This window comes from Arthrobacter sp. 05T444, from assembly GCF_056395905.1.
Map to the genome: position 1 here is coordinate 54,087 of NZ_JBFTKK010000003.1, position 25,113 is coordinate 79,199.

The 25,113-nt window shown below is 60.5% G+C and carries 24 protein-coding genes and 2 pseudogenes; 15 read left to right on the forward strand and 11 right to left on the reverse strand.

Translation table 11 applies throughout. The annotated features are described in order from the left end of the window. Positions 1–274 precede the first annotated feature (274 nt). The 5 genes from AC1DD3_RS04425 to AC1DD3_RS04445 form a co-directional block, all read right to left on the reverse strand. Complete coding sequence (locus AC1DD3_RS04425; RefSeq protein ID WP_476881044.1) at positions 275–1,003, reverse strand: alpha/beta fold hydrolase; 729 nt, start codon at positions 1,001–1,003, stop codon at positions 275–277. 32 nt (positions 1,004–1,035) lie between these two features. Continuing rightward, the gene (locus AC1DD3_RS04430) at positions 1,036–1,833 is read right to left on the reverse strand and encodes an SDR family NAD(P)-dependent oxidoreductase (protein ID WP_476881045.1); all 798 of its coding nucleotides are present in this window, start codon (positions 1,831–1,833) and stop codon (positions 1,036–1,038) included. 85 nt (positions 1,834–1,918) lie between these two features. After that, entirely contained in the window at positions 1,919–2,776 is an 858-nt protein-coding gene (locus AC1DD3_RS04435; RefSeq protein ID WP_476881046.1) for an HpcH/HpaI aldolase/citrate lyase family protein, read from the reverse strand. Then, positions 2,773–3,921 carry a CaiB/BaiF CoA transferase family protein gene (locus AC1DD3_RS04440; protein WP_476881047.1) on the reverse strand — a complete coding sequence of 383 codons (1,149 nt, stop codon included), beginning with the start codon at positions 3,919–3,921 and terminating at the stop codon, positions 2,773–2,775. The genes AC1DD3_RS04435 and AC1DD3_RS04440 overlap by 4 nt, the downstream gene beginning before the upstream one ends. A 64-nt stretch (positions 3,922–3,985) precedes the next feature. Then, positions 3,986–5,191, reverse strand: a complete 1,206-nt coding sequence (locus AC1DD3_RS04445; protein ID WP_476881048.1) for an FAD-dependent oxidoreductase — start codon at positions 5,189–5,191, stop codon at positions 3,986–3,988. 118 nt (positions 5,192–5,309) lie between these two features. Between AC1DD3_RS04445 and AC1DD3_RS04450 the strand changes: the two genes are divergently transcribed. From AC1DD3_RS04450 to AC1DD3_RS04490, 9 genes and pseudogenes are all read left to right on the forward strand, one after another. Beyond that, positions 5,310–6,248, forward strand: coding sequence for a LysR family transcriptional regulator (locus AC1DD3_RS04450; RefSeq protein WP_476881049.1), 939 nt, complete (start codon positions 5,310–5,312; stop codon positions 6,246–6,248). Between the two features lie 172 nt (positions 6,249–6,420). Further along, positions 6,421–6,612, forward strand: coding sequence for a ferredoxin (locus AC1DD3_RS04455; RefSeq protein WP_476881050.1), 192 nt, complete (start codon positions 6,421–6,423; stop codon positions 6,610–6,612). Beyond that, complete coding sequence (locus AC1DD3_RS04460; protein WP_476881051.1) at positions 6,609–7,793, forward strand: cytochrome P450; 1,185 nt, start codon at positions 6,609–6,611, stop codon at positions 7,791–7,793. The genes AC1DD3_RS04455 and AC1DD3_RS04460 overlap by 4 nt, the downstream gene beginning before the upstream one ends. Positions 7,794–7,801: 8 nt before the next feature. Next, a complete protein-coding gene (locus AC1DD3_RS04465) occupies positions 7,802–9,208 on the forward strand; it encodes an MmgE/PrpD family protein (RefSeq protein ID WP_476881052.1) in 1,407 nt (468 codons plus the stop codon). A gap of 1 nt (position 9,209) precedes the next feature. After that, positions 9,210–10,031 carry an HTD2 family dehydratase gene (locus AC1DD3_RS04470; protein WP_476881053.1) on the forward strand — a complete coding sequence of 274 codons (822 nt, stop codon included), beginning with the start codon at positions 9,210–9,212 and terminating at the stop codon, positions 10,029–10,031. A 349-nt stretch (positions 10,032–10,380) separates the two neighbouring features. After that, positions 10,381–10,947 (forward strand): annotated as a pseudogene (locus AC1DD3_RS04475) (recombinase family protein). Between the two features lie 481 nt (positions 10,948–11,428). Beyond that, a complete protein-coding gene (gene purU / locus AC1DD3_RS04480; protein WP_476881054.1) occupies positions 11,429–12,331 on the forward strand; it encodes a formyltetrahydrofolate deformylase in 903 nt (300 codons plus the stop codon). Positions 12,332–12,333: 2 nt separating this feature from the next. Next, on the forward strand, positions 12,334–12,849 hold the full coding sequence (locus tag AC1DD3_RS04485) for a tetrahydrofolate dehydrogenase/cyclohydrolase catalytic domain-containing protein (protein WP_476881055.1): 516 nt from the start codon (positions 12,334–12,336) through the stop codon (positions 12,847–12,849). 1 nt (position 12,850) lies between these two features. After that, positions 12,851–13,246 carry a hypothetical protein gene (locus tag AC1DD3_RS04490; RefSeq protein ID WP_476881056.1) on the forward strand — a complete coding sequence of 132 codons (396 nt, stop codon included), beginning with the start codon at positions 12,851–12,853 and terminating at the stop codon, positions 13,244–13,246. Between the two features lie 627 nt (positions 13,247–13,873). Here the strand turns inward: AC1DD3_RS04490 and AC1DD3_RS04495 are convergent. Next, positions 13,874–14,800: a LysR substrate-binding domain-containing protein gene (locus AC1DD3_RS04495; RefSeq protein WP_476881057.1), complete on the reverse strand. Its 927-nt coding sequence runs from the start codon at positions 14,798–14,800 to the stop codon at positions 13,874–13,876. Positions 14,801–14,939: 139 nt separating this feature from the next. On the opposite strand from AC1DD3_RS04495, the gene AC1DD3_RS04500 reads away from it, so the two are divergent. After that, positions 14,940–16,259: a hypothetical protein gene (locus tag AC1DD3_RS04500; protein WP_476881058.1), complete on the forward strand. Its 1,320-nt coding sequence runs from the start codon at positions 14,940–14,942 to the stop codon at positions 16,257–16,259. A gap of 11 nt (positions 16,260–16,270) precedes the next feature. Then, positions 16,271–17,581: an MFS transporter gene (locus AC1DD3_RS04505; RefSeq protein WP_476881059.1), complete on the forward strand. Its 1,311-nt coding sequence runs from the start codon at positions 16,271–16,273 to the stop codon at positions 17,579–17,581. A gap of 395 nt (positions 17,582–17,976) precedes the next feature. On the opposite strand, the gene AC1DD3_RS04510 is transcribed toward AC1DD3_RS04505, so the two are convergent. Next, positions 17,977–18,534, reverse strand: a complete 558-nt coding sequence (locus AC1DD3_RS04510; protein WP_476881060.1) for a cysteine hydrolase family protein — start codon at positions 18,532–18,534, stop codon at positions 17,977–17,979. Positions 18,535–18,603: 69 nt separating this feature from the next. Here AC1DD3_RS04510 and AC1DD3_RS04515 point away from each other — a divergent pair. The 4 genes and pseudogenes from AC1DD3_RS04515 to AC1DD3_RS04530 all read left to right on the forward strand — a co-directional run. Then, positions 18,604–18,696, forward strand: a pseudogene (locus AC1DD3_RS04515) (hypothetical protein); the annotation flags it as partial. A 109-nt stretch (positions 18,697–18,805) separates the two neighbouring features. Beyond that, entirely contained in the window at positions 18,806–19,198 is a 393-nt protein-coding gene (locus AC1DD3_RS04520) for a hypothetical protein (protein WP_476881128.1), read from the forward strand. 10 nt (positions 19,199–19,208) lie between these two features. Continuing rightward, positions 19,209–19,784, forward strand: coding sequence for a HutD/Ves family protein (locus tag AC1DD3_RS04525; protein WP_476881061.1), 576 nt, complete (start codon positions 19,209–19,211; stop codon positions 19,782–19,784). A gap of 882 nt (positions 19,785–20,666) precedes the next feature. Beyond that, positions 20,667–21,695, forward strand: a complete 1,029-nt coding sequence (locus AC1DD3_RS04530; protein ID WP_476881062.1) for a DUF4192 domain-containing protein — start codon at positions 20,667–20,669, stop codon at positions 21,693–21,695. A 9-nt stretch (positions 21,696–21,704) separates the two neighbouring features. Here the strand turns inward: AC1DD3_RS04530 and AC1DD3_RS04535 are convergent, their stop codons facing one another. The 4 genes from AC1DD3_RS04535 to AC1DD3_RS04550 form a co-directional block, all read right to left on the reverse strand. Beyond that, the gene (locus AC1DD3_RS04535) at positions 21,705–22,754 is read right to left on the reverse strand and encodes an alpha/beta hydrolase (RefSeq protein ID WP_476881063.1); all 1,050 of its coding nucleotides are present in this window, start codon (positions 22,752–22,754) and stop codon (positions 21,705–21,707) included. 127 nt (positions 22,755–22,881) lie between these two features. Continuing rightward, the gene (locus AC1DD3_RS04540; RefSeq protein ID WP_476881064.1) at positions 22,882–23,331 is read right to left on the reverse strand and encodes a hypothetical protein; all 450 of its coding nucleotides are present in this window, start codon (positions 23,329–23,331) and stop codon (positions 22,882–22,884) included. Then, positions 23,328–24,356 carry a hypothetical protein gene (locus AC1DD3_RS04545; RefSeq protein ID WP_476881065.1) on the reverse strand — a complete coding sequence of 343 codons (1,029 nt, stop codon included), beginning with the start codon at positions 24,354–24,356 and terminating at the stop codon, positions 23,328–23,330. Before AC1DD3_RS04545 ends, AC1DD3_RS04540 begins: the two co-directional genes overlap by 4 nt. Beyond that, positions 24,353–24,841 carry a hypothetical protein gene (locus tag AC1DD3_RS04550; RefSeq protein WP_476881066.1) on the reverse strand — a complete coding sequence of 163 codons (489 nt, stop codon included), beginning with the start codon at positions 24,839–24,841 and terminating at the stop codon, positions 24,353–24,355. Before AC1DD3_RS04550 ends, AC1DD3_RS04545 begins: the two co-directional genes overlap by 4 nt. Between the last annotated feature and the right edge of the window lie 272 nt (positions 24,842–25,113).

Sequence of the window (25,113 nt, forward strand, 5' to 3'; positions counted from 1 at the left end):
TTTCACAAATACCAATATTTTGCCCTACCCATCTATTTGATATATGCCTTGGCAGACCGCCTTGTACCCATGCGGACCTGTCCCCTGCACACGAGGGTTGAAATTGACCACTGGCAAGCATGGTCCATAGCGCCCAGTGCAACACCGGAGAACATCTAGGCGGCTGGGGAAACCGCCTGGCGGTTCCCCAGCCGAGAGGGCGGGTGGCCGCTGACCGGCCCCGGGATATCCGTGATCCAAGCGTTGCCGGGGACGCCGGGGCGGGCGACTAAACTCATGTGATCGCAATCTTTTGATCATTCTGGGCTGCATGTTCGGTTTGAGCGCGAATGAAATCCGCCAGCGCAGCCGCGGTCTCGGCCGGCTTCTCCAGCGGGGTGAAGTGCCCACTGCCCTGGATGAGGACAAGCCGCGCACCAGGGAGCCGGTGTGCCAGGTCTTCGCTCAGCTTCGGTGGGGTGATGGTGTCCTCGGTGCTGCCGACGACCAGGTTGGGGCATGTGATGGTCTTGAGTTCCGCACGTCGGTCCGAACGGCCAAGGACGGCGCGTTGCTGGTCGATGAACACCCGTGGGCCGAGTTCATTGGTCATCGCTGCCGCGAGGCGCTGGATCTCGGGAATGGCCCGTGATACTACCGGAGTCGTGCGATCGATTGCCGTCTGGAAACCGCCGGATTCGACGAGCGAGATCAGGTCGATCGAGTTTTGTCGGCGGTCCTCAGGTGCGGCGATGGCCGAGGTGTTGAACAACGCCAGCGCCTTCACTCTGCCGGTGTTCCGCAGTGCGATTTCAAGGGCGAGGTATCCGCCCATCGAGATCCCGACGAGGATGAATTCCTTGGGCGCTTTGGACAGGACATGGTCTGCCATTGCCTCAATGGTTTTCCCTTCACCCCGAATGACAGTGCAGTCGAACTCGGTGCCGAGTTTGTCAATGACCGGCTGCCACAGGCGGGAATCGGCACCCAGGGCCGGAAGCATAACTAGCGGGGGGTGTGTCACGGGGATTCTCCGTTTCGATTGCTTGGTGGTGGTCAGGATGCGGCGCCGTCGACGTGCAGCACCGTGCCGGAGGTGAATGCGGCCGCCTCGGAGACGAGGTAGGCAACGGCTGCGGCAATCTCGTGTCCGGTTCCGGGTCTGCCCAGGGGGATGGCGGCGGCGGTGGCCGTTCTGTCTTCTTCACCCATGGATTCGAACGAGTCACGCACCCGGCCCGTGGTCGGGAGGATGAGGCCCGGGGCGATGGCGTTGACGGTGATTCCGGTACTGCCGAGGTCTTTGCCGAGCTGCTTGGTGAGGCTGACGATGCCTCCCTTGGAGGCAGCGTAAGCCAGACGGGCCCCTACGGTTCCGGAAGGGCCGTCGAGGCCGTCGGCGACGAGTGAAGAGAAGTTTACGATGCGCCCATAGCCGCGCTTCAGCATGATCGGGACGGCCTGCTGGGCGCACAGGAACGTGCTGGTCAGGTTGCTTTCCACCACGGAGCGCCAGATTTCCGCGCTGAGTTGGGATAGATCGCGCACGATGGCGGTGCCGCTGCCTCCAGCTGCGCTGACGAGTGCATCGATTCGCCCGTACTCGTCTTCGATACGTTTGAATGCTCTGTTGACGACGGATTCGTCGGACAGGTTCCCGGCTAGGGTAAGGACTTTGAGTCCGGGGGATCTGGCACCAAGCCGGGCAGCTGCGGTTTCCAGTGCCGCCTTGGAAACGTCAAGCAGTGCAAGGTCGAATCCGTCGTCCGCGAGATGATTCGCGATGTCGTTGCCGAGACCACCCCCACCGCCTGTGATCACGGCGACTGGTCGCGCGTTTACGTGCCTACTCATCTGTCCTCCTTCGCCGTGATCCTCACGGCGTTTTTCTCGATTTACCTTCGAGGTTTTTGATTGCATGCATGCCGTTAACGGCAGGTCACGGTGTCCCGGCAAAGCTGCTGGTGGAGGCCGTGCTTACGCTTTCAGGCCGTCGCGCGAGAATGGCTTGTGCACGAAGCAGCACAGGGGCATCGACCATCAGTCCGTCGACTTTGGCCACAGCTTCTCCCCCCTCGGTGGACTCCACGACGCGCCGTGCCCATGTGACTTCTTCAGCGCTCGGACGGAAAGCGTCGTGTGCCACCGCCACCTGACGCGGGTGGATGAGCAGCTTCCCGGACATCCCCAACTCCAGAGCGGCGTGCAGGTCATCCTTTAGCAAGGAGTCGTCGTCGATTTTTGCGGTCACGCCGTCCAACGGACCGGGGAGGCCCTGGGCGCGGGAGGCAAGGACCAACAGCGATCGAGCCATCAACATTGCGCGCTGGTTCGGCCGGGCTGCGATGTCTGCGGCCAGGTCAAGCTCTCCAAACGCCAACCGGGCCACTCCGGGGACACTTGCCAAAGAATTGGCCGCCAGGACTCCGGAAGCCGATTCGATCAGTGCGATTACGGGCCGCTCCACCGCCTCGGAAATCCTGGACAGAGCTTCTGGGTTCTCGGCCTTCGGGACCATCACTCCGAGTAGACCAGGAAGCCCCCTCAAAGCCTCGACGTCTTCGTCCCGTCCGATCCGTACCAGAGCATGACCTGTTTCTGACAGCCAGGCACTGACCGCTTGCCGGGCCGCGCCCTTGTTCTCTGCGCTGACGGCGTCTTCCAGGTCGAGGACGACCACGTCGGTCCCGGAGGCCACGGCCTTCAAGAACCGCTCGGGCCGGTCTCCAGGAACGAAGAGAAACGAACGAGCGCTTTGAAGTGTGACCACAGGATCCTGAATGCTGAGCGGTCTCATGTCGTTTCCAGCACCCCGAACTCGGTCAAGATCCGCTCAGTATCCTCTCCCACGTCGGGGACACGGTTCATCACCGGTTCCTGCCCCACGAAGGTCGCCGGCGGAATCAGTGCCCGCAAGGGTCCGGCTGGTGAGTCATATTGCCGCCACCTGTTGCGTGCCGCCAGCTGGGGGTGGTCCGCAAACCCCTGCATGTCGCGTAGCAAGGCGTTCGCGATGCCGGCGTCCTCGAGCAAGTCCACGACCTCATCTGCAGTGTGCCGGGCCAGCGCCTGCTCGATCACCGAGGTAAGGTCCGTAGAGTGCTCAACCCTCAGGGAATTGCGGACGAAGCGTTCGTCCTCAGCCACTTCTCGACGACCGAGGACCCGATCACAAAAAGTAGCCCACTCACGTTCGTTTTGGATGCCCAAGAAAACCTGCTTCGAGTCGCCGCAAGTGAACGGACCGTATGGGGCGATGGCAGCGTGCGAGGCACCTGTACGCTTCGGCGCGGCCCCACCGTACATGGCATAGTTCATCGGGAAGCCCATCCACTCCCCCAACGCTTCGAGCATGGATAACTCGATCGTGGCTCCCTCCCCGGTCTGCTGGCGTTGGATCAGCGCCGTGAGGATGCCTGAGTATGCATACATGCCAGACGCAATATCCGCAATCGAAATCCCGACCTTGGACGGGGTTGCGTCGGTGCCGGTGATGGAGACCAGGCCGGCTTCGCACTGCACAAGCAGGTCGTAAGCCTTCTTCGATGAATACGGGCCGTCGGCGCCATAACCGGAGATCGAAACGTGAATCAGCTCAGGACGCTCACCACGCAGAGCTTCAGCGCCAAGCCCAAGACGCTCTGCCGCACCGGGAGCCAGGTTCTGCACGAACACATCCGCGCTGCGCACCAACTCGTGAACCGCATGATTGCCCTCCGGGCTCTTCAAATCCAGAGCCACCGACTCTTTAGACCGGTTCAACCAGACAAAGTGGCTTGCCATGCCCTTGACAGTTTCGTCGTATCCGCGGGCAAAATCGCCTGGACCGGGCCGCTCGACCTTGATGACCCGAGCGCCCAAATCGGCAAGTTGGCGCGTTGCGAACGGCGCGGCGACTGCTTGTTCGAGCGAGACGACGGTGATACCGCTCAGAGGAAGCATGTAAAGACTCCTGACGTGATGATGCCGGATAGCTGGCTGTTTCGGTGATGCTGGAAGGAGATTCCTAGACCCTCATCAACGAGGGCGTCTCCAGCGTTTTCGTGAAGTAAAGGACCTCTGCCGCGAGCTCAGGATCCGCGCTCATGCGCCGGAACACCTCCAGGTCCTTGTCCCTGCGGACCGGATCCGACGAGTGAAAGATCAACTGTTTGTTGGCTATGGCGCGGGGACTGGCTTTTGTTATAAAGGCGGTGCGGCGCAAATCCGCGTACGCATCGAGGACGGTATCGTCCGCCTGCCCGGAGATCACAGCGCCCAAGGCCTCGTTGAGAACATAAGAGTCGAACAGACCCATGGTCAGTCCGAAGCCACCCGTGGGATTCGTGGCGTGGGCCGCGTCGCCGGCAAGCAGGACACGGCCAACGCGGTACGTCGGAGCGCTGCGCTGATGCATGCGATAGGGGGCAATGGCCTCCAGCGTCGTGCCCCCGGCCACCTCGGGGCCGAAGATCTGCTCCAGGAAGCGCGGGAGCCGGTCGACGACCCCTGCTTCGGGCAGGACGGCGTCTTCCATGTAGGTGTAGCGCCACAGTCCATGCGGACCCGAATTGTCGATTTTCACGATAATCGCTCCCAAAACCTCGTCCACATAGAACGTGGTCTGGGCCCAGCCCGGACGGTCGTCAGGAAACCGGACATTGGCGGCAACGAACCGCTCGGGCCAGGTGAATCCCTCGAACGGAAGATCCAAGGCCTGCCTGACAGCTGAGCTCGCGCCGTCGGCGCCGATGAGCCACTGAGCGCGCAGCTCGACACGACTACCCTCGTGATCGGCCGTGACCGTCACCGCTGCGTCGTCCTGCGTCACTCCTGTGACCTTGTGTCCCCAGAGCACTCGCGCGTTTGGGAACTGCTCAAGGTGGCGCAAGATGATCTTAGCCAGTGCTCCCTGGCCCAGGTGGAGGTTGTAGGGGTGCGAGACGCGACCCTCCAGCGCCTGCAGGCCGTAGTTGATGGTTTCTCCCGTGTCCCGGACGTAATGGGCATAGTCCTGCTTGAGGAACCCGGCCTGGGTAGCGTCGTCGAAGAGGCCGAGCCGGTCAAGCCCGTCCAGAGTGGACCAGTGGTAGAGGATGGCACGGGGGGCATCCTGCGGTTCGGACGCGCGTTCGACGACGGTGACGTCGAGTCCCTGCTGTGCCAGGCCCAGGGCGTTGAGCAGACCGGTAGGACCGGCTCCGGCTACTATCACCTGCTGCTGGTATTTCATGTTGCCTCCGTAGTGGACGTGCGTAGCGAAGTGAGCGTGGCCGCCCTCACATCAACCGTCACCCAGATCGATGCATACATCAAATACCAATTTGTAGCGGTTGCCATATGCTAAATGCATGGATCTCCGGAATGTTCGTTATTTCATCGCCGTGGCTGAGAACGGCTCCATCACCGAGGCGTCACACGCTCTGCGCATCTCGCAGCCGCCGCTGAGTATGGCGATGGCCAAACTCGAGAAGGAAGTCGGGGTGACATTGTTCGAGCGCAAGCCCCGCGGGATCGAACTAACGTCCGCTGGTGAGTATCTTCACCACGCGGGTCAGCGCCTGCTGGCCGAGGAGCGCAGAATCGCGGACACCCTGCGATCCATGGGCCAAGGGCTAGCTGGAGAACTTAAGTTGGGGTGTGAGCCGATGTGCCTGTGGCGGATCGGAAGCACCAAGATCTCTCAATTCCTCTCGATTTACCGCAACGTGACGCTGGATCTGACCGACGCCAATCCCAAGGTGCAGTTAGACCGGCTCGCCGACGGCACCCTGGATTTGGCGATTATGCCGGTCGTGACCGAGGAGCCGCTCCAACCCATTAACGGGGTGCACTTCGACGTGAAGATCGTCGACGAGCTTCCGCTGACTCTCATCGCCCCCAAGTCGTGGGGGCTCGATGAGAGCAGTCCACTCGATGTAGCCACACTGGCGGACGCTACCTGGATCCTGCCGGCCCGAATCCCGGGGGTACGCATACTGTGGCGGATCTGGTCCGACAAGTTCTCGCCGACGGGGGCAACTCCGACGGGAGTTATTCCGGTGCCCACGGTCATGACTGCGGCGCAGTTGGTCGGTGCCGGCGTAGGGGTTTCTCTATCCAGTCTGGAGATGGCCCGCCTCCACCCTGACGTCGCCCAAATCCCCGTAAGCGGGGGGTGGCCGAACGTGCCGATCGCGATCGTGAGGCGACGGGAAGGAGTCGTAACCCCGGTCGCCGAGCGGTTCGTTGCGCTGTTTTTGGACGATGAGCAGATCCCAGTGGACCCCAACACGCCCTTAGAGCCATAGTAGTGAGCGAAGGATCGCGGCATATATGAAATAGATGGGTAGCGCCCAATATTGGTATTTGTGAAATGTCTCATGCGCCCGCAAGGTAGACCATGAACGACACGGCCGATAGCGTCCCTATCAAAGTAGGGGCGGCACCGGCCTGATAATCCTGAAGAAGGGCGCCCTCCCCATGATCAAAGTCAACGTAGACCTGCAACGGTGCGATGCCAATGGCACCTGCGCTGCCTTGATGCCCGACGTGTTCCAAATCGACCAGGAGGGCACGCTCGAACAGCTGCGTTCCGAGGTCGAGGAGGAGCGCGGGGATGATCTCGAAGAAGTCATCCTCTGCTGCCCGATGGGAGCGATTTCGCGATCATGACAAACACCGTGCCTACATTCGAACTGTTCGCAGCAAACGCGACTGATCACCCAGGCGGCGCGCTTCCAGACGGAGGTATCGCCTCCGGTCCCGAAGGTTACGCGGTCCTGTCATACCAACTGGCCACCGATGTCTTACGCAATCCACGGTTCGCGAACTCTGCGCTAAAACTGATGGAAGAGTTCGGCATCAGCGATGGTGCCGTCCATGGTTTTCGAGCTCGAAGCATCATCATGCAGGACGGAGCGCAACAGCTGCGCCTGCGCACACCGCTTGCCCGTTTCATGGGCCCCGCGACAGTGCAGAACACCCGGGAAATGCTCACTGATATTGTGACCCGCATCGTTGGCGAACTCGACGACACGAAGCCAGTGGACTTCCACGCCGGCGTAGATCGCCGCATCCCGTCGTTGGTTTACTGTCATCTCGCCGGTGCTCCGCGAACCGACGCCCCCAAAGTGCAGGAACTCTCCGAGCGAACGCTGGCCCTGCTGGCCAGGGATCCCAGCCTGAAACCCGACATCCTGGCCGCCTACGACGAACTGTTCGAATATCTGAGGGATTTGATGGAACGCAAGCGCGCCCAGGGTCTCGGCGACGACATGCTCTCCCACCTGATGACGCTCGCGGATAACGGCAAGCTCACCGAGCAGGAACTCTTCGACGAAGCAACCTCGATGCTCGAAGCGAGTTCGGTAAACACGGGTCACCAGATCGGCCTGGTGGTGTGGAATTTGCTGCGCAACAGAGAAGTCTGGGAACAAATCCTCGCCGACCCCACCTGGATCCCGACCGCAGTCATCGAAGCGCTTCGTCTGTATCCGCGAACCGGTGTTGTGAGCAAGATTGCCATGGAAGACATCGAGGTCGGCGGCATCACCATCCCCGCCGGGACTGACGTCCATGTAGCCGTATGGTCCGCCAACCGCGACCCGGAGAGGTTCGAGAACCCCGGTGAATTCGTCCTGGGCCGCGAGCGGAACCAGCCGCTCACGTTCAGTACGGGCCCGCACAACTGCCTTGGACAAGGACTCGCCAAGGTGGAGATCGAAGAAGTAGTCGCGCACCTCGTCCGCCACTACCCTCAGGCCCGCGTCATCGACTCCGAATCCGCCATAAGCCAGACTGCCGGGCGGTGGACGATTAATCAGCTCACCGTCGACCTGGGCCCCCGACACTAAGGTACTCCATGTCACTCACACCTGAACGGCAGCGGTCCCTCACCGAACAGCTCGCCGAATACTGGTCCAAGATCAGCTACGATAACCTCCCAGCCGAGGTGGTGTCCGGGATCAAAGATCACATCCTCGACACACTCGCCGTCGCTATGGCCGGCATCGCCTCAGAGGAGTCACGCCGCGTCCGAAAAGCCCTCACCGGCATCTCCAACGGCGGCCCAAGCCTCGTCTGGGGAACCTCCGAACGCCTGAACCCCGCACACGCAGCACTCGCCAACGGAACCTCGGCCCACGCCCGTGACTTCGACGACGGCGGCGGGCCGGGACATGCAGGATCGGCGACCCTGCCGGCCGCGATCGCTGCCGCAGAACTCAGCGGTTCCAGCGGCAAGGAACTGATTGTTGCCGCATGTGCCGGATACGACATCAGCTATCGGCTCTTGCAGGGCATCGGCGGTTTCGCTGCCCACACCGACCGCGGTTGGCATTCCACCGGTACCTTCGGCACCTTCGCTGCGGCCGCTGCCTGCGCCAAGATCTTCCAGCTTGACACGACCACCTTTGCCGATGCCCTTGGCATCGCCGGATCGTTCACGGGAGGAGTCTGGGCCTTCATCGAGGACGGCGCCTGGACCAAGCGTGTCCACCCGGGCAAAGCCGGAGAATCAGGAATTGACGCTGCCCTTCTCGCCCGGGCCGGTGTCACCGGCCCCCATCGGATCTTCGAGGCACCATGGGGCGGAATATATGCGACCTATGGGGACGGCAAAGGTTTCCCCGAACGAGTCCTTGCCGGTCTTGGCGAGACGTTCAATGTCTCCACGTCCTATTTGAAACCCTACGCATGTTGCAGAGGCAGCCACTCAACTGTTGATGCAGTGATGAAACTGATCGATGAACGTGATCTGCGGCCCTCCAACATCCGCTCCATCACCGTGACCGCCGGAGAGACAGCGATCAATATGCTCAGCGTCGACCCCATTGAGACGGTGTTCGATGCCCAGTTCAGCCTGCCCTACGCCATCAGCGTGGCGCTGGAGAACCGTTCTGTCGGGCTGGAGCAATTCGACCCGCCCCGCATCACAGAGCCCCGGGTCCAGGAGATCTTCGGCAAAATCTCGATGGTACTCGACGAATCCATCCAGCTCGAGGACGGCCCCCGCCTTGATTTCGAGCTGATAAACGGCGAAAAGATCACTCTCCTGGCGGGGAATCCGACGGACGCCAAGGGCTCCGAAAAGAACCCCATGACACACGCCGAGGTCGTTGCCAAGGCACGTGCCCTCCTCCGCCCCTACGGCGAAGAAACGACCGTGAAGCTCATCGACGCAGTGGAAAATCTTGATTCCTCACCCTCCATCGACAACCTCATCGCGGCACTCAGCGCTACCGCCTCCGCGACCAAGATAGAGACCTAACATGACACCAAATACCTCGACAGGCCACATCGAACGCACGGAGTACATCGCAGCGGAACCGGTGGAATCCCTCGCTGCAGCCATAAACATCGACATACCCTTCGGCGACGGTGCGACGGTCCCTCCACTTTGGCATTGGCTCTACCTTTTGGAGCGCAGCCGTGCGAGTGAGCTCGGCCCGGACGGGCACCCCACAGTCGGCATTCCAGCACCTCCAGGACCTGACCGGCGCAGAATGTTTGCCGGTGGGAGGGTTTCGACCTTCGGGCAGCTCAAGATTGGTGCGCCGGCGAAAAAGGTCATTTCGGTGGCCAGGTCAGTCGAGAAGGTCGGCCGGACCGGACCGTTGACGTTCACTACCGTTCGCCATGACATCTTCCAAGCCGACCAGCTCCTGATTCGTGAAGAACAGGACATCGTCTACCGCGCTTCAGGAACCGGCTCCCTGCCGCAACCCCCAGCCCCCCCGGCGCCGCCGGCGGGCCCAGTATTGAGGCAGGTAGTCGACGAAAAGCTCTTGTTCCGATTCTCCGCGTTGACATACAACACACACAGAATCCACTACGACCGCGACTGGTGCCTGAATGAGGGCTACAAGGGTCTGGTCATCCACGGGCCTCTTCTGGCTCTGATGATGGGTGAACACATGCGCCGCGAAGGGATCGACCTGGTCGGAAAGACCTTCGGATACAAGCTCGTCTCCCCGATGACCAAGCCACAGACGTTCTCCATCGTCCCGGGGCCGAATGGTCTGGAAAACGGTGCCGAGGCGCGCAGCGCAGAAGGTGCAGTCTGCGCGGTGAGCACCCTGTCCGATGTGTAGCACGCCATTCACTGCTACGACCACGGCACCGTCGGCTAGACACTAACGTATACGCTGTTCCTCCCCGGGAAGGCAAAGACATTGGATGAAAAAACGAATGAATCCAAAAAAGTAGAACCCCTGGAGGGCTCTCCCGACTACGAGCTGATCGCGTCACCCTGGATCGGACTCCACTACAAGTGTGAAACGGTCAGTGGCTGGGTGAGTGAGGCCACCCCAAGCTGACGCCCTCGGCGGTCCTTGAATTCCTTGCAGGACGAGACCCAACACTCGACCTTATTTGCAGTCGGTGGAAGGTGGGTGCTCCGGCAGGAAACTACCTAAACGGCACGAGGGTTAGGAGGCGCCCATGTCTGGACAGCGGATTGGGTATGTGCGCGTGAGCAAGCTGGACCAGAACGAAAAACGTCAGTGTGAAGGCCAGATTCTGGACCGGAACTTCACGGATAAGGCCTCGGGCCGGGACGCGGCCACGCCAGAGCTCCCGGAAATGCTGCGGTTCGCCCGGGACAGGACACCGTGGTGGTGCACAAGATGGACCGGTTGGCCCGCAACCTCGATGACTTAGGTAGCTGGTCAAGGAACTCGCACGCAAAGGGGTACGGGTAGAGTTCGTCATAGAGAGCCTGGTCTTCACCGGCGAGGACTCCCCCATGGCCAACCTCATGCTCTCCGTCATGGGCGCATTCGCCGAATCTGAACGCTCCCTCATCAGGGAACGCCAGCGGGAAGGCATCGCCCCGGCCAAGCAACGCGACTCCTAAAAAGGACGGAAAAAAGACCGTCACACCGGATGGTCCGCCGAGATGGTTCAGCGCGCGCCGGCAGTGGCGTCCCGATAGTCCTCCTTGCCTATGGGCACGGGTTCAGCCGGGAGACCGACTACCAGTACCTCCGCCGAGCCAAGCTGGAGTGAGCCGCTCACCCGCCTGCGCCGTCGAGTCCAAAGTCCATGCGGCCGTAGCTTGACCGTATCTCCACTATCGGCGCTCAAGGCACAGGAGTGGAAGGGGTCCCAAGTCGGATAATAAAGTCGTGTTGAAGTTGTCGCCCCGTCCGCGACCTTCCAGATGCATTAAGAGGACCTACTCAGAGCTGGTAAGCAATCTGAACTTAATTACTACTCCTGTTTTTCGTGCTTTTGCCGCTGACGCTTGTTACTTACGATGAAGAGACAAGGCTGTTGGTCTCGCCTGACTACGAAGAGAACAAGCCCTGACCAAATCGATTATTAAGGTGGCAACAATGACGTACGCCGTCGGCTCAGGCGAATGACAGCGAATACCTCTGCCTGTTTCTGTCTTGGGCAACCGGAATACACCTACCGGCTTGATAAAAGCGGTCGCGGGTGTAGATGCCTTTTAATACAAGTCCAAAAGAATCACGAGGTGATCATCTTGCAACCGTCTAGCATTACGCTTCCGGCCAAGCCCGCTGCAGTTAACGGCACTGCTGATATCGGCCGGCTTACTGTCAGCTGCCCTGATAAGCCGGGCATCGTCGCCCAGTTGACGCAGCTGCTCGGAGAGCACGGGGCGAACATTGTCTCCCTGGACCAGTTCACGACCGGCGCCGAGAACGGGACCCTTTACCAGCGCACCGTGTTCCGCCTTCCCGGATTTGCCGCCAAGCGGGAAACCCTCGAAGCGGACATTCAGACAAAGCTCGCCGGCCCGCTTCAGATGGACTGGAAACTTGCGGATGCGTCCAAGCGCAAGCGGGTAGCGATCTTCGCATCGAAGACCGACCACTGCCTGCTGGATCTTTTGTGGCGGCACCGCCGCGGGGAGATTCCCATGGACGTTGTCATGGTTATTTCCAACCATCCGGATCTCGCCGATCAGGTCCGCCCGTTCGACATACCCTACTTCTACGTCCCAGTGACCGGGGATAAGAAGGACGCCGAGCGCAGGCACCTGGAGCTCCTGCACGGCAACGTGGATCTCGTGGTCCTGGCCCGGTACATGCAAATCATCTCCGCTGACTTCCTCGATGAGGTCCAGGTGCCGGTGATCAACATCCACCACTCGTTCCTGCCCGCCTTCATCGGCGCCGGACCCTACCAAAAAGCCAAAGACCGCGGCGTCAAGCTTATCGGCGCCACCGCCCACTACGTCACTAAAGACCTCGACGAGGGCCCCATCATCGAACAGGACGTCATCCGCGTCACCCACCGCGAAACCACACCCGAACTCATGCGCTCCGGCGCCGACGTCGAACGCAGCGTCCTCTCCCGGGCTGTCACCTGGCACTGCCAGGACAAAGTTATGCGCGACGGTAACACCACGATCGTGTTCTGACCGTGACCGCCCGCATCATCGACGGCAAGGCACTCGCCGGCCTCCGGCAACAACTCCGGACCGAAGTCGAACAATTCAAACACTCCACAGGCCGGCCCATTGGCCTGGCGACCGTGCTCGTCGAGGACGACCCGGCCTCCGAGGTCCATGTCGGCAGCAAACGCCGGCTCTCCCAACAGGCCGGAACTGAGGACCATTACCGACGTCTGCCCAAAGACGCCACCAAGGATGAAGTCGCTCAGGCAATCGATGAGCTGGCAGCCAACCCTGCCGTCTCAGGCATCCTGCTCCAGCCCCCCCCCCACTGCCCGCCCATCTTGCCGAAGGCGGACCAAATGACAGTAACGTACGTCGCACCAGCCTTCGTAGTTTCGCCGACGAGTCGGACTCACTTAGCCGCTTACGAAATGTGCGTCGCTCCACGCCGCCCCGACTTGGCAGGCGATAGCATTGTTGGGCCTCTTCAGTCCCAAAAGTCTTGGCTTGGCCGCCGCAGACTGACCGACGGAGGGGGCTGAAGTGTTGCCGCTCTCATTTCTGCAGACCTTGCGTGTGGAGATCGTTCCATCCAAAGACGCTGCCACTAGGCTCCTTCGTGAGTTTCCTCCGCCGGCGGCTGTATCGGTAGCAGCACTTCCTCGCCAAGAGAAATCGGAAACAATCGAGACCGCTGTGATGCTAAGCCAGGAAGGGTATGCAGTCACCACCCACCTGCCCGCACGCGCCTACGGTGGTGAGGATCATTTGTGGGGAGATCTGGAGCGCTTAGCCAATGGCGGCGTACAGGTCTTGCTGGTAATTTCGGGCGACAATTCCACAGCCTCGCAAGCCTTTCTGTCCAGTACCGAGCTTGCTGCGACGGTCCATCGGCTCTTTCCAGGGACGTTCACGCTCGACGTTGCCGGTCACCCATAGGGACACCCCACCACCGGGAATTGCCTCCGTCCGCTACAAGCCAAGCAGCAGCATGCAGCTTCCTTGACGACACAAATGTGTTTTGCGACGGATGAACTGGCTGCTTATCTCGATCTACTGCGGTCGGCCTTAGTCACCCTTCCTCTATGGGTAGGCGTGCCCGGCCCCGTCAGCAGAACGCCGCCTCATGCGGCTAGCAGCCAAGGTGGGGCGTATCAACGTCAATGGCCCAACTCGGGAAATGCAAGACATGGCCCGGCAACTTCGCAGCACCACGGTTCGATCCGCTGCCCTTCCTAGCGTCGCTCGCACGCCGCTCCGAAGGCACCCTGCTCCACGAATTTCACTTGTTTTCGTTCAATGACTTCAGCAACCTGCGTCGACTTGTGGGAGATCTTGCCGAACTGCATCAATCAGCCGCAAGCGCCCAGGGCCAGGGGATCGTTTAGGGTCGAATCTGGCGAGTAGTCGTCTACGAATTCCGGTACCCGAAACGCTCCTCAGCCTCAAGGATTAGAAGACAAGGCTCAGCGAGCTGCTTCCACCCTTGACCCACGGTGCGATGGCTAGCACATGCCATTGCATTAATTCCTTAAAGACGAGGAGGAACCTCGCCTTGCCCTGGATTCACGGAAGGGCTGAGGACGCCAGGACGTCCCGGGCGACCTGAATGAACTTACGTGCCCGCCTGTTCAGGTTCACGTCCGCGGGCCAGACGCCCACAATGCTTTCGTCGGGGATGGCCGGCCGGATTGGAACATACGAAACTTCAAGTCCCTCGTACGTCAAGTTGTGGGCGGGCCGATGAATCATCAAGGAGTATCCAAGCCCTTGGGCGATCATCCCCCGGATCAGTTCATACTCGCTCCCCCGGTAGCCGATTCGCGGCTGCACTCCGGCCCGCTGAAAGATGCTGAAGCTGTGCGTATTAGCGGGGTCAGCATCGAAGAGAACGAGCGGCTCGGACTCCAGCTCCTTCAGTGTCACGCTGCTCTTCTTGGCCACACTGTGGGTCGCGCCAACCATTACGTAAACGGTCGCTGCCTTGAGATGTTCCTTCCTGAGGCCTTCAGGCAAATACAGGTCATAGAGCACCACACAGTCCAGCTCATTGAGAATGAGATTCTGGATGAGCTGTTGCTGGGCCTTGATTGTGTAATTGACCGAGACCCGCGGATGGTGCTCGGAAAAGTACTTCGTCACCGCCGGCAGGACTGTGGGTGCCAACGTCGGAAAGCAGCCAACAGACAACGGGCCTACAAGCTCTTCAGCCTCACCTGCCAGTGCCAGCTCTGCCTCCCCCGCCCTGCGCAAAATATCCTTTGCTTCTGCATAGAAGCGGTGCCCGCTCGACGTCAGCTGCGTTCCGAATGACTTCCGGCCGACCACAAGCTGCGCTTTTACAGTCCGCTCCAAAGCGGTCAGACCGGACGAGACGGCAGCTGACGAAACATTCAGCCTCTGAGCAGCGGCGGCCAAGGATCCGGTCTCCGCTACCGAGCACAGGTACTCAAGCTGCGTTAATGTGAACTTCGGCGTCAAGCCATCCTCCAAATGCCTGTTTCAGCAGTAATAGCTTATTAAGAAAGATCAGCTTAATTATAACCATCATTATTCGCGCTTTTGTGACTGTCGCCACCTCCCTACGATGGAACCATCAGACTTACCGCAGTCCTCTTCGAAGGAGAAGAATATGGAAATCACTGTCGACAGCATGCGCACCGGACTGGACATCGCCGCATCATGGGGAAAGCTCGAATACACCGGATGGCAGGATGAGAATCTCTCTTGGAAGGAAGACGCTTACATCGGCGACTGGTCGTATCTGGACGAACTGCGCGTGGTCGGACCGGATGCTCTGAAGCTCTTCTCCGACTTCGCCGTCAATAGCTTCGCCAAGTTTGCCATCAGCCAGGCGAAGCACGCGATTTTCTGCAACTCCGCCGGCAAAGTCATCGGAGAAGGCGTTTTGACCCGCTTGGGAGAGGACAATTTCCTTTTCAACGCACGAGGGCCCGTCAGCACGTGGATTCAGTACAACTTTGAAAAAGGTGGATACGATGCGGAGCTGGACCTTCGAATTTCCGAATTCAAATTCCAGGTATCCGGTCCGAAGTCGTTGCCGCTGTTGCAAGAGCTTGCCGCCGATGACCTGACGGAGACAAAGTTCATGCACGTAACGAACTCCAGCATCAATGGCATCCCGGTCCGATTCCTCCGCCAGGGCATGGCAGGAGAAATCGGCTTCGAGCTCCAAGGGCCGGGCCAGCAGGCGGAACAGATAAGAGCGGCAATTCTCGCTGCCGGTACAAAGTACAACCTGCGCCGCATGGGTGCACGTACCGCCATGGTCAATCACCTTGAGGCAGGTTTCCCCACCGTTACCCACGACTATTTGCCAGCCATCACCGGCGCGGACGAAGCTGACTACTTCCAGGCATACGACCGGCCCGTGGACAACGACACGAGCGTCGAGTGGTACCAAAGCTTCCAGCGCTGCATGAAGGTCAAGGGAAGTTTCACCGGGGCCGACCCCAGCGCCTGGTACCGCAGCCCTATCGAACTCGGATGGGCGCGCAATGTGAAGTTCGACCACGACTTCTACGGACGCGAGGCCCTTGAACGGGAAATGGGAGAACCGACACGCAAAATCGTGACCCTGGTGTGGGACATGGATGATGTGAAGGACGTCTACGAAACCTTGTGGAACGACGAGGAGCCCTACGACTTCATGGAATTCCCTCGTGCACAATGGTTTGCTATGTACGCGAGCTCCGTCGTGGACGGCGAGAATGAAATTGGATCGACCACCTCACGCGGATTCAGCTACTACTTCCGCAAAGTGCTCTCACACGCAGTCCTCGACCTTGCGTACACTGAACCGGGAACTGAAGTGGAGGTCATCTGGGGTGACCCCGGACACCGGCAGAAGCGCATCCGCGCAACCGTCCACAGCTACCCCTACAAGGCCGACAACCGCCGGGCTGAGCTCGCTTCCGCCGCAAGCGCTTAGGGACCACGGCCATGACAACCGAAACGCTCACCACGCAGGCAGCCCGCTCGGAGCGCCGGGTACTCGCCGGAACGCTGGTCGGAACCACCATCGAATGGTACGACTTCTTCATCTACGCACAAGCCGCGGGCTTGGTCTTCGCTCAGCTCTACTTCGCGCCCCTGGGACAGCACGGCGGCGCCTGGCCACAAATGGTCGCTTGGGCGTCGCTGGGTATCAGCTTCCTCTTCCGCCCCCTAGGAGCCATTGTCGCCGGGCACCTCGGGGACCGATTCGGACGCAAGGGCGTGCTGATCATCACCCTCATCCTCATGGGTTCAGCAACCAGCCTGATTGGGCTCCTGCCCACATATGGACAGTGGGGCCTCGTCGCTCCGATTCTACTGATCCTCCTGCGCGTCATCCAAGGCCTCTCAGCCGGCGGTGAATGGGGCGGCGCCGTCCTCATGGCAGTCGAACACGCACCGACACACAAACGCGGCTTATTTGGTGCATACCCTCAGATCGGCGTACCGGCAGGAATGGTACTGGCAACCTTCGTTGTATTCGTCGTCACTTCGCTGACCACCGACGAAGAATTCCTTGCTTGGGGCTGGAGAATCACCTTCTTGTTGTCCCTAGTGATGATAGTCATCGGCTACTTCATCCGGCGCGCTGTCGCTGAGAGCCCTGTGTTCGAGGAAATGGTGGCCCTCAAGCACGAAAGCGCCGCGCCGCTGAAGGTGCTAATCAAAAACGATTCGAAAAAGATCGTAATCGCCGCTCTGTCCTATATCGGCAGCAACGCAGCCGGCTACCTGTTCATCGCATTCTTTTCCTCCTACGCGATCCGCGCCCACCGCATGGACCAGTCCCAGGTACTGCTTGCTTCAACCGTCGCGGCGCTCTTCTGGGTCGCCTCGACACTCTACGGAGGCAAAGTCTCGGACAGGATCGGACGAACTAATGCACTGAAGACCGGCTACATCATCATGTTTGTCTGGATGATCCCGCTGTTCCTGCTAATCGACTCCGCCAACATCTGGTTCTATGCGCTGGGGTTGATCGTATTCACAATCGGAAACGGCCTGACGTACGGGCCACTCTCGGCGATGTACTCAGAAATTTTCCCGGCGCACGTTCGCTACTCCGGGATTTCCATCTCCTACGCATTGGGAGCGGTATTCGGCGGAGCCTTCGCACCACTGGTTGCCGAGTATCTCCTCGGGGCCACGGGAAGTTCATTTTCAATCGCCTTTTACATAATGGCCCTGTTCATTGCCTCCTACATCGGCACTTCATTGATCAAAGAACCCAAGGGTGCCGACCTGAGGGCACGCTGAGCCAACTAGCTGGACGGACAATCCCAGTCGGGGCGGAACCGCCGAGAAAGCGACCCGCCCCGACTGCGATCACGTCGCGAGGACACTAGACCACAACGTTCGCCCCAGTCCGTCTGCCCACACATCCATGCCGCGCTGAAAAACCTGCTGTGTCCGGCGAAGGGGCCCTTTTAGTTAGCAGCCCCGACCAGCAAGTAAGCAAGCGTAAGCGCGTAGCAAACTTTGCATCCAAATCGGACCATTGCTTGTGGCGGGCCGTCTCGGAATGCCGCAGTAAAGGTGCGCTCGACGATCGTCGTGATGGCTTCGTCTCTGAAGATTTCGGCAAACTTAGGAAGGTGTTCTGGTCGGCTTCTGGCCCACCACTTCATTCGGCGGCCTCCAGTTGCAGGCAGTCAGATAAAGAGGGTCTCGCTTTTGACCACGTTGATCATCGGCGACAATAACTCCATAAGGTTAAGTGCTTGATCACGCGCAGCATCGCTCTGGCCAGCGCACGCGTCTTCAACGACTGTGACGTATCGACCTGCGTCTGCGGCACCCAGCGCGGTGGCGAGTATGCAGCAGTCGGTCGCCACGCCTGTGAGAACCATCTCGTCTCCGGCGGGGATCCGGTCCGCCAGTGCCGTCCCCCATTTGGAGAACGTGGGAAGGTCAATGGAACCGTGGACCTGAACGTCTGGAAGATCGATGTTCCAAATTGGATCACTAGGATCCAGGCGCATGCATTGCCAGCGGTCGTAGTACGAGGACCACGAACCTTTTTCGGCCGGGTCAGGGACGAACCGGGTGAGGAGAGGTTCCAGGCCGGAGGCAGCCAAAGCCGCGATAGTTCTGGCGGCCTCGTCGTAGCCTGGGATATGCCACTCCCCCGCTTGGCGGAAGGCGCGTTGCATGTCGATCACGATGAGGTGGCGTTTTGCCCCGCCCGTCGAGATTTTGCTGCCCGTCATGATTTCTGGCCTTTCCGCCCGGCGTGGGGGTTGGCGATACCGATGTATTAGGTGGTGGTGTATTCGGCGATGCCCTCGGATGCATCCGTCGTCTTCCTGAACACCGCAGTAGCCGGCGCTGCCGGACTGCTCGCCTGGGCACTGGTGGAGCGCATCCGGCTCGGCAGTGCCACCAGCATGGGAGCGGCCTCCGGCCTGATCTCAGCCCTCGTCGCTATCACACCCGCCCTGCGGAGCGGTCAGCCCGCTCGGCGCCCTGTCCATCGGGCTCATAGCTGGAGCCGTATGCTCTCTGGCCATCGAACTGATGTTCCGTTTGGGCTTCCGCGATTCACTCGACGTCGTCGGCGTTCACCTCATAGGTGGCATCATCGGCACCCTGCTGATCCGATTCTTCGCCACGGCTGCAGCCCCCAACAAGATGAACGGGCTGTTCTACGGCGGCGGCTTCGACCTTCTGGGGATTCAGACACTGGCAACCGTAGCCGTCCTGGCCTACTCCTTCGCAGTGACGTGGGTCATTGCCAAGGTCCTCGACGTTACGATAGGCCTGCGCATTCACGAAGCCGACGAGCTGCGCGGTATCGACATCGCCGCCCACTCGGAGGCCGCCTACCTCAGCGACGAAGAACCCGTGGAACTCGGCTCCTCGCACCGTGCCTAGACCGACCCCGATGGACCCTTCGTGGCATAAGACCTCAACGTCGATCATCAGCCCGGGACGCCTGCCTGATGTCCCGTGGAAAAACGGGGCAGGAACCACCAAGGAAGTTGCTATTTCCCCCAGTGGTGCAGGCCCAAACGACTTCTGGTGGAGAATCAGCGTGGCCGACATCGTCGAGGACGCGGCGTTCTCAGTATTCCGCGGTACGGACCGGCATTTTCTCCTCACATCCGCAGGCACGCTCGCCATGGACATCGACGGAGAGCGCCGCACCGCTACCTCTGGCCGGCCTGTAGCCTTTCCCGGCGAAGCGGACGTGTCAGTCAGACTGGTCACCGGGCCAACCTCAGTTATCAACCTCATCACCAACCGCGCCTTCTGCAGAGGGGCCATCGACGTGCAGCAGATTCACGGGCCACTAGTCACCGACGTAAACACTGCCGCGATATTCCTCCTCGACGGAACAGCATGTTTGGATGATGGACAGAGGATGGATCCAGGCAACATCCTGATACCCGGCCATAAGGCGCCGCAAGTTATCGCCGAAGATGCAGTCATTGCCAGCGTCCTTGCGCGGCGGGCCTAGGTGGGGCAAAGCCCAGCACTGATCTGGGGCTGGGATCATCGGACCGCCGGCCGACAGACCAGCGATTATAAATCGCCAAGAAGAAAAGGCCCAGCCTGCAGGATAACGCTGCAAATTAGCGCGAGAATGAGCTTTCGCCGACCGTTTCAGGACCCCACCCACAGAACAAATCATTCGTTCAGCGACCACGCAGATCGGAAAGGCGCAGGACGTGAACCGCCCACGACACCTGTACCCTAACGGGTCGGTACTTCTGCTAGTCGTGGGTTATTGGCCGTTAGTCACCTACCCCATCCTGGCGGCAGCGCGAGACCTGGCAGGATACGGGCGTCTCCTATAGGTGCCTGGTCAGGCGTTCGACGGAGCCGATCGGCTTCTCGACGTCACAGTTCGGCAGGCCCACCCGCGCTGGCCGATTAGAGGGCATTCCTATTTCGCCGCGGTCGAAGCAGGAGAGATGATGGAGCGGCGGCGTGATCCTGTATTCACAGCCAGGTCCGTCGTCGAACACGCCGAAGTCGCCCTCGCAAACCCATCCGGCGCACCCAATAAATTCCAGCGAAGCCCCCGAGATTCGACGGTGTCATGCCGCCCCGCTCCTCGGCCCCCATGAACCACCAAAGCATCATCGCTGTTTGTCATTCTGATCCCCATAATCGCTGGGCGGGTCCTCCGCGCAACCAGGGCGCGACGCGCCGGGACCGGCCCAAATTTTCGTTCGGCGTTCCTCCGTCACTTATTTCCTCGCGAAATTTTGGCTCGCTCCCGGTTCCCCAAGTTGCACTCCGGGCCCCTCGTACCCAGCGGTGATTCCTCTATCAGAACGACGCACACATCTGACTGACACACCCTGTGCCGGCCGGCCGCTGAAGGAGAAGGATCATGGAGCCGCTCACCATCAAAACCCCCGCCGACGTCCTCAGTTTCATCGGCCACACCCTGGGGTTTTGGCCCCACGAAAGCCTCGTCTGCATCACCCTCGCCGACAACCACGTCGGAGCAACCCTCCGCGTCGACCTCCCGAAACCAAGCACCGAAATCAGCTACGCAAAGATGGTGGCAGGCTACCTCAGCCACGACACCAGCGCCGAAGGTGTGCTCTTCGCCGTCTACACCTCGGAACCCAGGAACGGCGACCACAAACCACACGCGGCAACCATCGCTGCGCTCACGGGCGCCCTCGCCGAGCGAGGACTCACCATCAGGGAAGGACTCCTCGTCGGAGACCGGACAGTGTCACAGTACGACGGCGATCCTGAGAACGGCGTCCGGCTCCCCTTGAGTGACACCCAATCCAGCCAGATCAACGCCGAATTCGTCTACCGCGGCAGCACCATCGAACCCACTAACCGCATCCTGCTGCCAGCTTCGACCAAAGAATTCCAGACCCTGGATGCCGTTGAGAGCCGTGTCGCCGCAATTCAAGGCATGAGCCATTGGGAGGCGATGGCGCAGGCCAGGAGGCTCTGGACAGAAATGCTCGAAGCGAAGACATACCCGGACGACGAGCAGACCATGGGGCTGATCGCGAACCTCCAGTTCCCCGCCATCCGCGACCAGCTCATGGCCGACATCCCCGGAATCGACGAACCTATGGACCGGATCCTCCTGGCCCAAACGCATGGCAAACCGCAGTGGTCCCGCGTCGAGTGGGCTGAGCAACTACTGGTCCATGCCTACACGCACAGCGCCACGAGGCACTCCGCTCCGTCACTGACTGCCATCGCCTTCATCAACTGGTGGGAAGGCAGGGGCAGCAAGGCCCACCAGTTCCTGGAACTCGCCCTCGAAGCCGACCCAAACTATCGTCTCGCCAGGCTCAGCGACCAAATGATCGGAACTGGAATGGTCGCCGGCTGGAGCATGGACAAGGGCACGGCCTACCGGGACCGGGGACTCGAAGCATCCTAAACCCAACAATCATGGGGACACGGACGACGACGGCGGGACGTTCCGCAGCCAGCTCTCCACCACCGCGTCCCACCCGTCCGGATCGGAATTCCACTCCTGCGTGTGCTCCGAGGAAGGGAAAGTGAGCAGCGTTGCCAGCGCGGGGCGCCGGGTGACGAACTCCCGGGAAATGGCAAAGGGTGTCGAACGGTCCCCCTCGTTGTGAATGACAAGGATGGGAACACTGAGTTCGTCCGCCCGTGCCAAGAAGTCCAGGGCAGGAAACTTTAAGGGATCATCCAAGCCTGTGATCCAGCGCATTCCGGAGGACCCAAGCAGTTGCAGTCCAAGCCGTGCAACCCAACCGGGGAGCATGCTGGACCTGGCGTTGGCCATCAGGGTGCTGCGCCAGTCGATAACGGGGGCGTTGAGCACGAGCCGCGAAATGAGGTCCCGAAACTCCGACGATGCCGCTAGCTGAAGGGCGATTGAGGCACCGAGGGACCAGCCGAAAAGGACTATCTGGCGCGCACCTTGCCCCACGGCATAGGACACTGCCGCTTCAACGTCACGGCATTCGGTCTGCCCCAGGTGATACCTGCCGTCCGACGATGCTGGAGAATCGCGGTCGTTCCGAAGTGAAACAACCAAAGATGTGTATCCCAGTCGGTCCGCAACTGGCACGCCGCGGAGTGCGCCGGCCTTCGATCCGCCCAGGCCATGGATATGGATCGCCCAAGTGGAAGAATCTCTGGACGCCTGCGTCGGTGTGAACTTCCAGGCGGGCGCCATGCCGTTCTCGACTGGAATTCGAACGTCCGAGTAGGGCAGCCCTAACGGCTCCGGCGTCGGATAGACGTACCCGCTCCAAACGCCCGCCTTCGCAGTCTCGAAATCCCCGGAGTCAACCCGTTCAACCCGGCGGGTTACCGTTCCGGCGCCAGCGTCCGTGGAGACGACCTCTCCGATGCAGGCATGCCCTGTGCCGTTGGCAAACCAAATGCTGTAGCGGCCGGGACCCGTCGTCCGGACCGATGCAGGTAACTCCACCGTGAGCGGTCCGTCAGCGTTGTGGAACACGCGAAGGATTTGCAGGTCTTCCCTCCTTTGAGTCTTGGGAACCACAACTTGCCGGGCAAAATAGGCCGCCCCGACGAAGACGGCAGCGCCAGCGATACCACAACCTATCGCCACGGCGGCAGCGGCCCTACGCATCGGCGTCGTCCTCGGGAGCCTTCAGGTGTTCGCCGATGGCTTTGCGTAGGCGCAGCAGTGTCTCCGGAGAGATCCCCTCCAGTTGTCGTGCAGCAAAGTTTCTCACTCGGTTTTCCCGCAGTGTCCGCAGTAGCTGAAGCTGCGCATCCACCAAGTCGGGCACGTCGCCGTCGTCGTCCAGCAAGTACTTGGGATCAACGCCGAAGAATTCGGCGAGATTCTTCAAGAGCTGAGGGTCCGTCGCCATGGAACTGTCGCCGGCACGCATGTAGGCCCAGCGGGAGCGGGACAACGGCGTCCCGCGGTCAGACATGTGCTTGCTTATCTGCGGATATGTCAGGGGCGCTGAACCTTGGGCCTCAAAAAGATCCAGAAGGAGGTTTAACTTCCGCGCGAGTTTCGCCTGCGGCTGTTCGGGGAACCCAGCTTCGCTGTCGGTCACGGAGTCGTGTCCCCCTTCCGTGACAGCCTCGGTCGTCGATGTCCGGATGCTGCCAACCGGGCTCCAAGATGCTGCTCCGCTTCTCGGAGAACATTCAGGTCATTTTGACTCAGCAATTGGGCAAGGTGCGGGTCCACGAACAGCGCGTCCTGGATCTCCACCAACATCCGATGCAGCCGGCGCTTGGGTGCATCGTGGCGGTGGACCGCAGTTTGAGCCAAATCCAGGCGGACCTCGGATCGCTCCGACGTGATTCGTTCCCAGAGACCAGACAGTTGATCGACGAGGACAGCTGCGGCACGGGCATCAGACCTGCGCGCCAGCCGACGTGCGACGGGCGGCAAGGCCAGGCCCCCGCACAAGAAAACCATGGCTCCCACCAGCGTGACGTCGTAGACGTAGGAGAGACGCGTCATGGCCTCGAGATCCCCCATGAGGTGAAGTACGTCCATCCCCAACACGCCAAGGACCATCACCGCAGCCAAAGCGCAGCCCAGGCCGATGAACATAAAAGCGATGCGGAAGTACGGCCTCGCCATCTCGCCGCGGAACCTGAAACAGGTAATGCCGGTGATGGCCACCACCACGCCGATATAGAGGAACTGGACGCCCGAGTATGCGGCCGCTGGCCACTGGCTTCCAAAATCCCTCATGAATGCAGTGGAGGTCTGCGGAGCATCAACCAGGCTGAAGCTGACGATGAGGGCCACAACCACAATCCCGAGAATCGAAAGCCCTGCTCTGCTGTGAATGTCCACGGTCTCGCTGGCATCAGCTGCGCGCAGGATCGCGCGGGACAGGAAGTAGATACCCACAACCATGAAGATGTTGGCGATGAGATCCAGGAGATTCCGGCTGCCGAGTACGCGGTCTCCCACGATATAGATCCGGTCAACGTTGAGCGTGAGAGCAGTGGCGATGGTTCCAGCCGCCACCAGGATGCTCTTGTCTTTGCGCCGCCGCAGATCCGGCAGGAGGCACAGCGCCAGACACCAGATCACGGCTGCGACAATGTCCTGAATCATCCGAAAATCCGTTCAAACGACCGCGGCTCGAGGCTGCTGTCCCGGATTGCCGCGGCAAAGAGATCCGCCAAGGTTTCTGCAGCGGCCTCGATATGGTCCAGGAAGTCACTTCGCCCGAGGATCCGCGTTACCTGTTCGCCGGACAGGTTGGGAAACCACGTCTCCGCATAGTTTGAGGACACCACCAGCTCATCGTGTCGAAGCACCATGTGGCCCAGTTCGTGAAGGATGAACTGCTGGCGATGTAGTGCCGACGGCGTCGGCGCGTGCAAGATTATCTCTGTACTGTCCGTGGACAGCCACAGCCCGCAGACCGACCCTCCGTTCAGGGACTCAGCAACGTCGACCTCAATCCGCCGACGCCGGAGGTTCTCAACGATCGATATCAGCCGCTCCAACGAAAGACGGCTCGGCAGATTGAGTGCCAAGAAGCCTTCTGCAGCGCATCGCGCCGGCGAATATTTGGCGGACGCTGTGCCGTCCATCGGAACCCCATCCTGCGGCCGCCGACTTATGCCGCACGGTCGCCATCTGATCTGTCGGTCCGCTCCTCCTGGACCATCAAGAGGCGCCTCTGTTCCATTGAACGCCCATGCTCTGGACATGTCCAGAGCATATCCTCCCGGGGCATTTTCCGCAGTGGTGAAACTGCAACCTTTCAAAGTTAACCGAATCCCGATGCGCAGCCGTCCTGGCGTGCCATCCGGCTGTATTCTTTGGTGAGTGCTCACGAGTGATGGGCACAGCCACCATGGGG

Excerpts from the sequence above, each read along its gene's own strand:
- AC1DD3_RS04430 (WP_476881045.1), bottom strand. The coding sequence starts at position 1,833 with ATGAGTAGGCACGTAAACGCGCGACCAGTCGCCGTGATCACAGGCGGT.
- AC1DD3_RS04435 (WP_476881046.1), bottom strand. The coding sequence starts at position 2,776 with ATGAGACCGCTCAGCATTCAGGATCCTGTGGTCACACTTCAAAGCGCT.
- AC1DD3_RS04440 (WP_476881047.1), bottom strand. The coding sequence starts at position 3,921 with ATGCTTCCTCTGAGCGGTATCACCGTCGTCTCGCTCGAACAAGCAGTC.
- AC1DD3_RS04445 (WP_476881048.1), bottom strand. The coding sequence starts at position 5,191 with ATGAAATACCAGCAGCAGGTGATAGTAGCCGGAGCCGGTCCTACCGGT.
- AC1DD3_RS04450 (WP_476881049.1), top strand. The coding sequence starts at position 5,310 with ATGGATCTCCGGAATGTTCGTTATTTCATCGCCGTGGCTGAGAACGGC.
- AC1DD3_RS04455 (WP_476881050.1), top strand. The coding sequence starts at position 6,421 with ATGATCAAAGTCAACGTAGACCTGCAACGGTGCGATGCCAATGGCACC.
- AC1DD3_RS04460 (WP_476881051.1), top strand. The coding sequence starts at position 6,609 with ATGACAAACACCGTGCCTACATTCGAACTGTTCGCAGCAAACGCGACT.
- AC1DD3_RS04465 (WP_476881052.1), top strand. The coding sequence starts at position 7,802 with ATGTCACTCACACCTGAACGGCAGCGGTCCCTCACCGAACAGCTCGCC.
- AC1DD3_RS04470 (WP_476881053.1), top strand. The coding sequence starts at position 9,210 with ATGACACCAAATACCTCGACAGGCCACATCGAACGCACGGAGTACATC.
- AC1DD3_RS04500 (WP_476881058.1), top strand. The coding sequence starts at position 14,940 with ATGGAAATCACTGTCGACAGCATGCGCACCGGACTGGACATCGCCGCA.
- AC1DD3_RS04505 (WP_476881059.1), top strand. The coding sequence starts at position 16,271 with ATGACAACCGAAACGCTCACCACGCAGGCAGCCCGCTCGGAGCGCCGG.
- AC1DD3_RS04510 (WP_476881060.1), bottom strand. The coding sequence starts at position 18,534 with ATGACGGGCAGCAAAATCTCGACGGGCGGGGCAAAACGCCACCTCATC.
- AC1DD3_RS04525 (WP_476881061.1), top strand. The coding sequence starts at position 19,209 with ATGGACCCTTCGTGGCATAAGACCTCAACGTCGATCATCAGCCCGGGA.
- AC1DD3_RS04530 (WP_476881062.1), top strand. The coding sequence starts at position 20,667 with ATGGAGCCGCTCACCATCAAAACCCCCGCCGACGTCCTCAGTTTCATC.
- AC1DD3_RS04545 (WP_476881065.1), bottom strand. The coding sequence starts at position 24,356 with ATGATTCAGGACATTGTCGCAGCCGTGATCTGGTGTCTGGCGCTGTGC.
- AC1DD3_RS04550 (WP_476881066.1), bottom strand. The coding sequence starts at position 24,841 with ATGGACGGCACAGCGTCCGCCAAATATTCGCCGGCGCGATGCGCTGCA.